9 protein-coding genes are annotated in these 12742 nt (G+C 41.4%); 3 read left to right on the top strand and 6 right to left on the bottom strand.

Annotation, left to right across the window (positions count from 1 at the left end; all coding sequences use genetic code 11):
- The first annotated feature begins 83 nt into the window (after window positions 1–83).
- Window positions 84–1364: an amidohydrolase family protein gene (locus GXP67_RS31825; protein WP_162446846.1), complete on the top strand. Its 1281-nt coding sequence runs from the start codon at window positions 84–86 to the stop codon at window positions 1362–1364.
- Between the two features lie 212 nt (window positions 1365–1576).
- Here GXP67_RS31825 and GXP67_RS31820 read toward each other — a convergent pair whose 3' ends face one another.
- From GXP67_RS31820 to GXP67_RS31810, 4 genes are all read right to left on the bottom strand, one after another.
- Window positions 1577–2164, bottom strand: coding sequence for a hypothetical protein (locus GXP67_RS31820; protein WP_162446845.1), 588 nt, complete (start codon window positions 2162–2164; stop codon window positions 1577–1579).
- A gap of 45 nt (window positions 2165–2209) precedes the next feature.
- The gene (locus GXP67_RS37135; protein ID WP_197901712.1) at window positions 2210–2866 is read right to left on the bottom strand and encodes an IS630 family transposase; all 657 of its coding nucleotides are present in this window, start codon (window positions 2864–2866) and stop codon (window positions 2210–2212) included.
- Window positions 2867–2871: 5 nt separating this feature from the next.
- The gene (locus GXP67_RS37130) at window positions 2872–3318 is read right to left on the bottom strand and encodes a helix-turn-helix domain-containing protein (RefSeq protein ID WP_197901598.1); all 447 of its coding nucleotides are present in this window, start codon (window positions 3316–3318) and stop codon (window positions 2872–2874) included.
- 107 nt (window positions 3319–3425) lie between these two features.
- On the bottom strand, window positions 3426–3749 hold the full coding sequence (locus GXP67_RS31810; protein WP_162446844.1) for a hypothetical protein: 324 nt from the start codon (window positions 3747–3749) through the stop codon (window positions 3426–3428).
- A gap of 474 nt (window positions 3750–4223) precedes the next feature.
- Here GXP67_RS31810 and GXP67_RS31805 point away from each other — a divergent pair, with 474 nt between their 5' ends.
- Window positions 4224–5258, top strand: a complete 1035-nt coding sequence (locus GXP67_RS31805) for a glycoside hydrolase family 43 protein (protein WP_162446843.1) — start codon at window positions 4224–4226, stop codon at window positions 5256–5258.
- A 182-nt stretch (window positions 5259–5440) separates the two neighbouring features.
- On the opposite strand, the gene GXP67_RS31800 is transcribed toward GXP67_RS31805, so the two are convergent.
- Window positions 5441–8215, bottom strand: a complete 2775-nt coding sequence (locus GXP67_RS31800) for a T9SS type A sorting domain-containing protein (protein ID WP_162446842.1) — start codon at window positions 8213–8215, stop codon at window positions 5441–5443.
- 333 nt (window positions 8216–8548) lie between these two features.
- On the opposite strand from GXP67_RS31800, the gene GXP67_RS31795 reads away from it, so the two are divergent.
- Complete coding sequence (locus tag GXP67_RS31795) at window positions 8549–8704, top strand: hypothetical protein (RefSeq protein ID WP_162446841.1); 156 nt, start codon at window positions 8549–8551, stop codon at window positions 8702–8704.
- A 19-nt stretch (window positions 8705–8723) separates the two neighbouring features.
- Here the strand turns inward: GXP67_RS31795 and GXP67_RS31790 are convergent, their stop codons facing one another.
- Window positions 8724–12575, bottom strand: a complete 3852-nt coding sequence (locus tag GXP67_RS31790; RefSeq protein ID WP_162446840.1) for an ELWxxDGT repeat protein — start codon at window positions 12573–12575, stop codon at window positions 8724–8726.
- Window positions 12576–12742 lie beyond the last annotated feature (167 nt).

Here is a 12742-nt window from a genome sequence, read left to right as displayed (position 1 = left end):
GCATATTCAATAAAGCAAGCAGCGAAAACTTTTTACCCTTGCCTTTTTTCCCCTGTTTGCCAGAAATTTAGTACTTTCATCGCATGAACCGCCTTAAACTTTTACCTTTCCTGCTCCTAATCTTATTTGCCTGTTCAACTGCAAAGAAGACGGAGAAATCCTATATAGCTTTTACCGGAGCCACTATTATCGATGGAAGTGGTGATGCTCCCATTCAAAATGGGGTGTTGCTCATACAAAATGGACGGGTGGTGGCGGTTGGGCCAAAGGAAAAGATCACCATCCCCGAAAATACGACCATCCAGGATGTTTCAGGCAAAACCATTATCCCTGGCTTGATCAATGGACATGGACATGTGGGCGATGTAAAAGGCATTCAGGCAGGCCATTATTCGAAAGAAAATATCCTCGACAACTTAGCAATCTATGCCCGTTATGGCATTACCACAGTAGTGAGCCTGGGCGGCGACAAAAAAGAAGCGGAAAGCTTCCGGGTAGTCAATGATACTTCCTTCTCAAAAAGAGCCCGTTTATATATTGCAGGTGAAGTAATCAGCGGAAATACGCCTCAGGAGGCGCTGGCTGTTCTGGAAAATAATCACAAGATGGGCGTTGATTTTATGAAGATCCGGGTGGATGATAACCTGGGAACCAGCCCTAAAATGGCAGAAGAAGTGTACCAGGCTGTTATCAAAAGATCGCATGAGCTTGGCTACAAGATTGCCACCCATATGTATTACCTGGAAGATGCCCGGAAGTTGCTGGAGGCTGGAACCGATATGCTCGCGCATAGCATACGGGATGTGCCTGTAGATGAATCATTCATTGGGCTGCTGAAAGAAAAAAAGGTGAGTTATTGTGCGACCCTGACCCGTGAACTATCCACCTTTGTGTATGAAGATACCGCCGCCTTCTTTTCAGATGCCTTCTTTCTGAAGGAATACAATAGGGAAACTATCCAGCCTTTGTTAGACCCTGCTAAACAAGCGCAGATGCGCAACAGTAAAAGTGCCCAGAAAAACAAACAGCAACTCCCCATAGCAATGGCAAACCTGAAAACCCTCTCAGACCAGGGCATTCCCATAGTTTTTGGTACAGATAGTGGCATGCCAGCCAGATTTATGGGCTATTTTGAACACCTGGAAATGGAAATGATGGCACAAGCTGGTCTTACCCCGATGCAAATTATCTTATCGGCTACCAAAAATGCGGCCCAGTATCTGGGATTAAAAGAAGTAGGCACCTTATCCGCCTTTCATTGGGCCGATTTTATTATCCTGGAGGCAGATCCATTAGCAGATATCCGGAATGTAAGGAAGATGTCCCAGGTATATGTAGCCGGAGAGCCAGTGTTAAGTAGATAAAGTCCTAAGTCGTGCCCTATTATTATCTATTCATGCCTGCTCAACTGCTTATTTTCCTGTATCACACTCAGCTTTTAACACTTGTCCGAAAAAACAGAACCTGGCTGCATTTAGTAAGTTGAATTTGACATTACCCGTAAGTGTAGAATTAAATGAGTATGAATCAATATTTTACTAACGACTAAAAACGAACAACCGACAACGATTTAATATTACAACCTGCCTCCACCAATATCAAAGCCTAGCTTGATACCCAAATAATCATTTCTGCTTTTAACTGAACTATCCGAGAGATTTACTATCGAAGCGCCAACAAAGTTATATTCAAGGCTGACGAGGAAATGCCCGGCTTTTATACCACCCCGCAGCATAGCACCCCACTTAGTATCTCCCACCAGGGTAATATCTTCCCATGACTGGCCATCCGTAATTGTAATAGTGCCACTGGAAGTAACATTGTAGAGTCCTCCACCAAGCCCCAGAAATGGCCGTGCATTCGCTTTTCCAAAAAGGTAATTACCGGTAACCAGGTATGAGCCAGTATATCCCACTTCACCAATGGAATTATCCCCATTGACAACAATACCCCTGGCCATTAATGCCCCTTCCAGGCGTAAACCCAGATCAATTGCATTGGTGAGCCCATATTTGGGTTCTAGAGATAGTGAAACTCCCCCTGATATTCCGGATTGAATGGGTTTAGCATAGCCTAAGGAGATGTTCACTTTGAAGGGCTTATACTCTTGTCCGATGGCTGAGAAAGATATATAAGTAAATATCAGTAATAATAAAGTTCTCATCGTTTAATAATAAAATATACTTTTTGTGCTAGTAGTACATAAATTTTAAATAGTCGGGTAGAGTTTTTTGAGTTTAACTCTGGCATCTTGATTGGCGAAATGCCAATTAGCTTTCACTGCTTTTGCATTTCTGTTTTCCTGCCAGGCTTTTACCTCTCTTGTTAATTCTGCTTGGGTAGCTATATGCCTGTCAAGGCAATCCCTTTGCAGTACAGATAACTCTATTTCTGCCATATTCAGCCAGCTGCCATGAGCAGGTGTAAAAACAAACTCTACCCTGTCTAGATAGGCTTTTGCTTTTTCAGGCTCATAGACTTCGTAAAAAGCACTTGGCTTATGAGCTGACAAGTTATCCTCTACTAAAGTAATCTTCTCACATTCCTTATAAGTAGTATCCAGCAGGTGACTGACAATCTTTACCCAGGTAAAGCGGTTGTGATTTTCTTCCACAAAACAAAACCGCTTACCGGCTAAAGGCTCAAAGACCATGTAAATATCCCTTACACCCTGTCTTGTATAAATACTGTCCTGATACTTCTTCCCATCCCTGCCAATAAAGTGTTTACTTTCGATGAGTTGTTTGGGTGATTCATCTAAAGTGACAACCGGCTGCTTTTCATTGAATAATCTTTCATAGACTGAGATCACTTTTTCCATTCCATACACAAAGCCTGCGTTTTGTTTGGGTGGAATCACCCACATGGGCCTTAGCCAAGGCTTAATCTCATTTTTTTTAATATCCCTGCCACACTCGTATGAGAAATTGAGTCAATCACCTGCAATTCCACTAATTTGTCTGCCAGCATCTGCAGTTTCCACTTTGACTGACCTTGTGGCGGCTCACTGCAGACTAAAGCCAGTAGATGCGCTTCTACCTTCCCATCTATCTTTTTATCACTCCTGGTTTTTCTCTGCTTCTTGTCAAACATAGCCATACCTTGCTCACAGAATGCCTTTCTGATTCTTTCTACACTTTTAGTAGATAGCTTATAATGAGCAGCTAACTCTGTTTCACTTTCCCTGCCCGTAGTCTCATCGCTTGCCAACAGTACATAGGCTTTCTGAATATCTTTAGCCTTTCGGCTGCCTTTACTGAGCCAATCGGTTAATGTATCTCTTTCTTGCTGGCTGAGGGTAAGTCGATAAAGAGTCATGGCTTTTCTGACCAAGATACACAAACAACAAGACAACTTAAACTTTATGCACTACTAGTTAATATCTGGTGTAAAAAATTAGTCGCGCTCAATAAGGAATAGCTTGGCTATTGATTCCTAAGATGGCTCCTATGTCCGTGTGTGTGCCGATTGTAATAAGGAAAGGCAGGGATTGTGTGTATGCCTGCTCTTCTCAGCGCTCTGTCTAGCTTTGCCTGTGTCCGCATTTCTTTCAAATCCGCTTTTAAATGCTGCTTCACTCTTTTGCTCACTTTCTTTTCTAAGCGGTTGATGCGTTTATTCACTTTCGGATTTTGATGCATTCCTGCTTTAGAATCTGTCAGGTATTCCTGCTGATTTGCGCTGAATCCTTTTCTATGATCGTAAATTGTCTGGGTGGATGCTTCCTGAAACACAAGATAGCTCGTCATGGCAGTATATGGCTGATCCGTAGCGGATTGATCAGAAACTGGATACCCTTCAGATTCTGATGGAGCAGTCCCGATAAAAACGGAACTAACACAAGAAGAAAGCAAGCCTATACCCGTAATAAGCAGGAAACTGTAAACAATCTTTAAAATAGTTTTTAAATACATATGCGCTACAATTAATTAAGTTTTTGGTATATTATTAAGCTTTACTCATGGGAGTTTAATTTGCCGCAAGAGTAGTTTATTCTTTGGAAACGAACTGATATGGATAGGCCATTAGCTTTTTATAAAGCCAATAGATGATATGCCATCTTTGTTAATTATAAGACAAAAAATGCAGCGTCTACCCCTATTTCATTTTCGAAAATTTAATTTCAGGAAGCCTTCCGGACAATAGTTGAAGATTTAAAAAGGTTACAGAATTAATAAGATTGAAAACTTGCAACATTGTCAACATTATTTTCCATCACCACTATGCATACGCTCAGGAAACTGTTAATTTTCTTTATCCTATCAGGCGCACCTTTTTATGTGAACGGCCAGCAACCCAATCCTCCGGGACAAGTAAAAGGGTCTGAAAAGGCTATTCGTGAAGCATATTTATTTGCCCACATGACCCATCAGGATTATGGCAGGTTATATTATTCAGTGAGCCTGGATGGCCTGCATTGGGTATCCTTAAACAAAGGCAAAAGGGTGTTTGAAGAATATCAGGGCCACCCGGATATTTGCAAGGGGCATGATGGAAAATATTATCTGGCAGGAAATACCAGCGATGCATCGCCCGACATAAACATCTGGGTTTCTGATAATTTACTTTCCTGGTCAAAACACGCCATTTATACCCCTGATCTGAAAAGCACACCCGGATATGCCAATGCCCTTCAGAGAATCGGAGCGCCTAAATTATTTTATGATGCAAGCACTTCTCAATACATACTCACCTGGCACACACCACATCTGGAAGGAAGCAAAGAAGATCCCGAGCGTTACTGGGCAAGCCAGCGGACATTATATGTGTTATCTAAAGATCTGAAAACCTTTTCCAGCCATCCGGCAAAGTTGTTTACCTGGGATTTTGCTACCATTGATGTAATGATCAGAAAAGTAGAGAATAGCTACTATGCGATCATAAAAGATGAGACCTATCCTACCTTGTACTGGGTGACAGGCAAAACCATCAGAATTGCAAAAGCCCCCTCTTTATTGGGTCCTTACTCAGAACCATCGGCTCCGGTAAGCCCTAATTTCAGAGAAGCCCCTGCCTTAATACCATCGCCTGATGGAAAAATATGGTATCTGTACTATGAACAATATCCTGGCGTTTCCTACGGATTATCGGTTTCTGATAATTTAAATGGCCCCTGGTTTCAGGCGTCGGGCTATACTTTTTTTAGTGACTGGGATAAATATACCCTTCCTGAAAAAGTCAGACATGGGTGTATGATCACCATATCAAGAAAGGAATATGAGGCGCTGGTGCAGAAATTCGGAATTGATAAGGAATAAACTACCCTTTAAATTGATGCTGATTAGACTTTGTGTTTTAGATATAATTTACAGAACAATGACTAAAAGGCTATAAAATGCAAATGCTGCCAGTTTCTATCTATGATATTCTTGTATGTACGTAAAAATCCGGAAGAAGAAAGCTTCTCCCGGATTTGATCTATTGAATGAAGGATTAAGGTTTATTGTTTGATTGCTCTTAATACCTGTGTGGAGCCATCCTCCGTTAATACTTTCACCACATATACCCCTTGTTTGAGATGAGCCAGGTTAAGCTCGGTTTGTGCTCCTTGGGTGGTGGTTTGATGGACTATTCTGCCTAAGTTATCTGCTATAGTGATATAGAGCTTGCCTGCTTGTGCACTAACAATGGTAAGCTTATCTTTAAAAGGATTGGGATAAACACTCACTCTGTTTTCCAGGCTTTCTGTTAACGCTTCAGCCGCTAGTCTGGCTACTGCACTCACCCTTGTAAAGGAAGTGGTTCTGCCCCACAGTTCTGACAGGTTGGTTTTCACTCTCACATAATACTTCTGATTAAGGATCAGTTCAGGGAAAAGGGCATAATAGGTACCGGTGCTGAGTCGGCTTACGGTAGCTCTGGTAAGCACATTGCTTGTAAAATCTGCCGAGGTACTCACTTGCAAGGTGTAGGTAGTAGCCCCGGATACGGTATTCAGATACAGGGAAGTGCTAGTAGTGGTGCCTCCATCAGATGGATTGACCACATAAGCACTACCTGCAGCAGAAGCCGTGGTAAAGGAAGTCACAGGTCCCCAGCACAAGCCAAGGTTGGTATAGACTCTCACATAGTAGCGTTGATTGAGTGCAAGTTCAGGGAAAGAAGCATAATAGGTACCTGTGCTTAAACGGCTTGAGGTGGTTTTGGTGATCACTCCTGTGGTAAAATCAGCTGAGGTACTCACCTGCAGGGTATAGGAAGAAGCCCCCGGAATGGTTTTCAGATACAAACTAGTTCCGCTTAAGATGCTTCCACTCGATGGATTGATTACCTGACTGCTTTGGGCGGTAGTAGGGCAGGAAGCAATAAAAGGCGAAAGAAAAGAACCAGGTATTACTTCTAATAGATAAGATGCAGGCGTTTGCCAGCCTATGGCCAAGTGATCTCCCCCTGCTGCTTCTTTGTGTAAAGCTTCGATGTAGTACTTTTTACCAGCAATCAAAGAAATAAGAGTAGACTGCTGAGAGGGATACTTTCTCCATTCTTTGTTGCCTGTATAGGAAGTAAGAGAGGCAATCCTGGTTTTCTTTGCCGGATCTTCATCTGAGGACAGGTAGAGTTCAGCCTGATCATCACCTGCAAGGTAGAAAAGGTAGGAGCCGGTATAAGGAGCACACAGATAGCCTCTGATTCTCTCCCCATAATTATCGCCCTGATTAAGTTTAGTTTCGAAGGAAGTGAGTTGGGCAGAAGAAGTAGGAGAAGTATTTAAAGGAATGGCACTCACTGAATGGCCTGCTACTTTGAGCCATTTTTCCTGCAATATACTGCCGGTACCGCTGCAACTAACAGCGGGACCAATCACATCAAACACCCTTTGGGTGCCTGCCTCCGTGCCATCGCTTTTCCATAAACTTTCAATCGTAGAATTAGGGTAGGCTTTTGCACTAAAGTATAAGGTGCCTTTAACATTAGTAAGATTGTTTACCTGCGAAGTATTACCAGGATGGATGTCTTTTACTAATACAGTACCTGCCTCCGTGCCATCGCTCTTCCATATGTCATCCGGAAAATCATTATGTACACGAAAAAACAGGGTGCCATTCCCAGCAGTTGGAGAAGCGGAACCAAGATAAGAATTAATCGATTTTAATTTGATAGTGCCTGCTGTAGTGCCATCACTTGTCCAAAGTTCCTCACCATTGCCTCCCTCGATAGCTGTAAAATATAATCTACTTCCTACAGTCGTTATAGAGGCAATAAGGCTTTTAAATTCTTTAAGCTTTACAGTTCCTGCTTCCGTACCATCGCTTTTCCAAAGTGCATAATCCTCTGGAAGCGGATACTGCTTGATAGTTACAGTAAGAAAATAAAAGGTATTCTCTATACCAATAGAGGCTTTCTCAAAGGGAATATTTGTAAGAATAATCGTCCCATAAGGCCATTTATAAACAGGTAGGGTTCCTGCTGCCGTACCATCCGTTTTCCATAAACCATTTTGTCCATTATTTAGATATACCGTACCATTAGCTTGCTCGAGTAGTTCAATTGATTGATAATACGGGTCAGACTGAGCATTTATTAGAACAACTGTTCCCTCAGGTGTGCCATCTGTTTTCCGGATACCACCTAATGCATCAAAATACAATACATCGCCTACACTAGTAAAATTGGTTGCTATAGCTGTATCATAGGTAATTAAACCTACAGATGTTACTTTAATGGTGCCTGCCGGGGTTCCATCGGTTCTCCAGAGTTCATACTCATGTAAGCCATTATTGGATGTAAAATATAACAAATTATTGGTAGTTATTAATTGTATGGGCATACGATGATAACCTTCATAATAATCAGGTATTTGCAGGGGCACCTCTTTTATCTTGATCGTTCCTTCTGGTGTCCCGTTGCTTTTCCACAGTTCATACCCGGTATTAGTTTCATTGGCAGTAAAATAAAGCGTTCCATTGACAACCGTTAACCGATGGGCAGCAACTGTTTTTAATCGCACCGTCCCGGCAGCAGTACCATCGCTTTTCCATAAAATACCTCCTTCTTTACCGCTTAACTTTGACGCAGTAAAGTATAAGGTACTTCCTATACTCGTGAAGTTATCGTAAGAATAAGCGGGTATATCTGGTGCCTGACTGGCAGAAATAGTGGAAGTAATTAGAATAAGTAAACCACTCAGACAGGTGCTGAAAAAAACTTTCAGTGGGTTACAAAAACTGGCTATTATCCGTTGTAAGCCAGATTCAGATAATAAAAACTTGTACATAATAAGACTTTAGTTTGATAATTAAATTTGGTTTATGTTTAAGTATGGCGTGTAGGAATATACTTTCAACAAAAGATATTTTATATGTATACTAAAAAGAAGCTTGATTTAAGCCAGATCAGGAAAACTTATAAAATCGATAAAAAATACTTGGAAAAGTAGTAAATGTATTCGCATAAGTTAGGATAAGAAATAAAAATGGTATAGGGTTAATGCCTGATTTATGAATCAGGTAAGCATAAATCTTACATGTTTTTGTAAGCTCATTTATATCGCTTCACAATGAAAGAGTTAGCGTACTGCGTAGTATCTTATTTAATACTATCTACAGCAATGGGCGAATCTTACATGGGCAAATTAGGTAATGAGAAAGGAAAACTGTTAACACAAATCGTGCATTCTTTAACTCATTTAGACCATTTTGGAGGAAATCTGCTCTTTTTCACAGCACAGCCGGGAGAAGATAGTTTCCTCCCGGCTGTGCTGTGAATGGATGAAGAAAGTATGCTTATTGTTTGACCACTCTCAATACTAGAGTCTGTCCATCTTCGGTAGAAACTTTCACCACATACACCCCTTGTTTGAGATGAGCCAGGTTAAGCTCGGTTTGTGCTCCTTGGGTGGTGGTTTGATGGACTATTCTGCCTAAGTTATCTGCTATAGTGATATAGAGCTTGCCTGCTTGTGCACTAACAATGGTAAGCTTATCTTTAAAAGGATTGGGATAAACACTCACTCTGTTTTCCAGGCTTTCTGTTAACGCTTCAGCCGCTAGTCTGGCTACTGCACTCACCCTTGTAAAGGAAGTGGTTCTGCCCCACAGTTCTGACAGGTTGGTTTTCACTCTCACATAATACTTCTGATTAAGGATCAGTTCAGGGAAAAGGGCATAATAGGTACCGGTGCTGAGTCGGCTTACGGTAGCTCTGGTAAGCACATTGCTTGTAAAATCTGCCGAGGTACTCACTTGCAAGGTGTAGGTAGTAGCCCCGGATACGGTGTTCAGATACAGGGAAGTGCCGGTGGTAGTGCCTCCATCAGATGGATTCGTTACATAAGCACTGCCGGCTGCGGAAGCCGTGGTAAAGGAAGTGACCGATCCCCAGCATAAACCAAGGTTGGTATAGACCCTGACATAGTATTTTTGATTGAGCGCTAGTTCAGGGAAGGAAGCATAATAGGTGCCGGTGCTTAAGCGGCTTGAGGTAGTTTTAGTGATCACTCCTGTGGTAAAGTTAGCTGAGCTACTCACCTGCAGGGTATAGGAAGAAGCCCCCGGAATGGTTTTCAGATACAAACTAGTTCCGCTTAAAGTGCCTCCACTCGATGGATTAACCACAAGGCTGCTTTGAGTAGAGTTACTACAAGAAATAGTAGGGCAATTGTACACAGAGATAGTCGCTTTGGTAGTAAGTTCAGTAAGGGTACAGCCACTGGCTTTGATGGTAAATGTGTTATTGCCCACACTCAGACTCACAGTTGGAATGGTGAGAGTAATATCTCCTCCTCCTTGTACAGGGTTGCCTACCGGAGAATTGTGAAAATAGGCCTGATAAGAGATACCTGATTGAGAGGCTTTGAGTGTGATTTTTCCATTTTCACTCATGCAAACAGTGTTCCCCTGGACAAGCAGATTTTTATTTACAGCTACGCAAGTAGTGGGATTATATTTCCACAACTCAAAGCCTAATTGTCCATTATCGGCAGAAAAATATATTACATTATTTACAATGGCTCTATTGAAAAGCTTTACAGACAGGTCAGGTATAGTTACTTGCTCCGTGGTTTCAGTGGTACCATTACTCTTCCACAACTGATACTGCACTCCATCATCAGTAATAAACAACAATGTATTATTAACACCTGTTAAGGCTTGAACCCCATAAAGGGTATTATCTAGTGTCAACATTCGCTGTGTACCTGTAGCAGTGCCATTGCTTCGCCAGAGTGCATGAGAAACGCCATTCCAATTGTAATAAGTAAAATAAAGGATACCATTTACATAGGTTAAACCATTGAATTGATTATCTACATCGTTGTTATTTAGATCTTTTATCATTACAGTACCCGCTTGTGTTCCATCACTTTTCCATAATTCACGATGGGTTAATAAATAAAAAATGCTATCTGTAAGTATCATATCTCGTAATGTACCTGTTCCCATCAGATCACTCACTATTTTTGTACCTTTTGCTGTTCCATCACTGTTCCACAACCCAGATGGGGTAATAAAATAAAGCAGATTTTTATAGGCGGTAAATTTTGCACTGCCATAGTTGCCTACATTTTTTACTTCTACTGTGCCTGCCGCAGACCCATCGCTTTTCCATATAGAGGGACCACTGCGAAAAAACAAGGTGTTATTTACTACAGTGAGATTGTCATGATTATTACCGGTTAAATCTTTTTTAAGAAGCAGGGTTCCTGCCGCTGTGCCATCAGTTTTCCATAACTGATTGTGAATAAAAAAATATATCGTATTATTTAAAGTAGTGATGATGTTCTGGCCTTGGTAGTAATAATTAGTAAGGCCATCTATGGTTTTAATGAGTGTGGTTCCGGCATTACTTCCATCAGTTTCCCAGACTTGTATGTTTAATAAATTGTCCTTTGCATCGTAATTATCTACTCTGTAATACACCATATTATTAATGTGGTCCATTACTCTGGCTGTTTGCTTATAGCCTGAACCTCCATTGCGTTTGATAAAAATTGTGCCTGCTTCAGTTCCATCGCTTTTCCATAACTCAAAGCCATTTGTGATACTGGTCGTAAAATAAAGCAAGCCATTTACATTAGTAAAATGAGTAGGAGCAGAACTTTGGGTTCTATCGGTTGTTTCGTTTAGTTCCTTTACCAAAACGGTGCCTGCCGCAGTGCCATCGCTCTTCCACAGGTCAGATTTATCCTGTGTGGTTTGCCCGCTGAAAAATAAAGTATTTTGAGCTATAGTCAGACCAGCAATAGCATAGCTTGTAGTGCCTGGGTTAATGTCTTTTACCATCAGGGTTCCGGCAGCAGTGCCATCACTTTTCCATAAGGCCCGGCCATTTACTCCATCATTGGCTGTAAAATACAGCAGACCATTCATGTATACCAAATCACTTATGCCGGATGAGGTAGCGCCTGGGTTAATATCTTTTAACAGGATGGTACCTTGCGCGGTGCCATCCGATTTCCAGAGTTCCCGGCCATAGGTAGCATCAGAGAATAACAAATAAACCTGTTCACCTGGACCGGGCAAGACAGTAGGATAAACCCATCCATTTTTTACCAGTACAGTACCTTGCGAAGTGCCATCCGATTTCCATAGGCTGGTATCATTATTGGTTGAAAAGTATAGGAAATTAGCTGATCTGCCCGAGAATATAGGATCAGAACTTTCCGGGCCAGGTACTATATCTTTTACAAGCACAGTGCCTTCCGGGGTGCCATCGCTCTTCCAGAGTTCTTGTCCCAAGGGGCCAGGGGCACTGAAAAACAGGGTGCCATTTATATTGGATATTTGCCTTAATAAGGAATAGCTTTGCTCTGTGGATGGTCCAAGTAAGCGGATGGTACCTGCAGGAGTGCCATCTGTTCGCCATAAAGATTCATGTCCATCTTCAGAATCAGGATCTAATTGATTATAATATATATACTTGCCAGCACTCTCTAAAAAAGCATATGTAGAATAATAATTGTCACTTACCTTTACTTGTGTAACAGGCTGAGTACCCGCCATGGTACCATCACTTTTATAGAGAGTATAGTCATCAAAAGAATTATTGGCTGTAAAAAACAGGGTTCCATTTACATTTATAAAACGGACAGGTATATTGTAAAGCCATCCAAATTGCCTATTCTTTAGGGAAAAATCGCCTACTTTAATAGTGCCTGCTTCAGTTCCATCGCTTTTCCATAGCTCAAATCCGCTTCCTTTACTTGCGTCCGGATTAGGTCCGCTTTCATCAGAGTCATAATATAAACGATAATTAACGATAAAGAACAAGGTGCCATTTACATTCAGTAAATAGCTTGGATTAGAACTGCTTATACCGGGATTAATATCCTTTACCTGGTAAGTACCAGCCGCTGTACCATCGCTTCGCCAGAGTTCGCGGCCAGTTTTTTCACTGCTGCCGGTGAAATATACTACTCCATTTACAGCAGTTAAATTTTCGGGCGATAAAGAATTATTGTAAATATATGCCGGGTCAGTATTGATATCCTTAACCAGAGTAGGCTGTGCATAGGTTGAGAAAAAGCAAAGAAAAATTAAGCTGACAACGCCTTTAATTTTAAGGCAGCTCCCAAGTAATTCAAATTGATTGGATTTTCCTCTGATGATTGTTGAAGAAGAAGGTAAAAGTAATGGCATACGTTAGGGTAGATTGTGGAAATAAACTATAGGGTTAATTCAGGGTTTTCTTATAAAGTAAGCCGTAAATCTTACATGTTTTTAAGAGTGAATTTGTAGTGCTTGATTTTCAAAGATTTAGTCTAGTGCCTTATATACAATAAACTACTAGTGGTAGCAGCAGGCTA

This window comes from Rhodocytophaga rosea, from assembly GCF_010119975.1.
In the GTDB taxonomy this organism is placed as follows: Bacteria; Bacteroidota; Bacteroidia; order Cytophagales; family 172606-1; genus Rhodocytophaga; species Rhodocytophaga rosea.
This window is presented reverse-complemented; position numbering and strand designations above follow the sequence as displayed.

Excerpts from the sequence above, each read along its gene's own strand:
- GXP67_RS31810 (WP_162446844.1), bottom strand. The coding sequence starts at position 3,749 with ATGACGAGCTATCTTGTGTTTCAGGAAGCATCCACCCAGACAATTTAC.
- GXP67_RS37135 (WP_197901712.1), bottom strand. The coding sequence starts at position 2,866 with ATGTGGGTGATTCCACCCAAACAAAACGCAGGCTTTGTGTATGGAATG.
- GXP67_RS31790 (WP_162446840.1), bottom strand. The coding sequence starts at position 12,575 with ATGCCATTACTTTTACCTTCTTCTTCAACAATCATCAGAGGAAAATCC.
- GXP67_RS37130 (WP_197901598.1), bottom strand. The coding sequence starts at position 3,318 with ATGACTCTTTATCGACTTACCCTCAGCCAGCAAGAAAGAGATACATTA.
- GXP67_RS31820 (WP_162446845.1), bottom strand. The coding sequence starts at position 2,164 with ATGAGAACTTTATTATTACTGATATTTACTTATATATCTTTCTCAGCC.
- GXP67_RS31805 (WP_162446843.1), top strand. The coding sequence starts at position 4,224 with ATGCATACGCTCAGGAAACTGTTAATTTTCTTTATCCTATCAGGCGCA.
- GXP67_RS31825 (WP_162446846.1), top strand. The coding sequence starts at position 84 with ATGAACCGCCTTAAACTTTTACCTTTCCTGCTCCTAATCTTATTTGCC.
- GXP67_RS31795 (WP_162446841.1), top strand. The coding sequence starts at position 8,549 with ATGGGCGAATCTTACATGGGCAAATTAGGTAATGAGAAAGGAAAACTG.
- GXP67_RS31800 (WP_162446842.1), bottom strand. The coding sequence starts at position 8,215 with ATGTACAAGTTTTTATTATCTGAATCTGGCTTACAACGGATAATAGCC.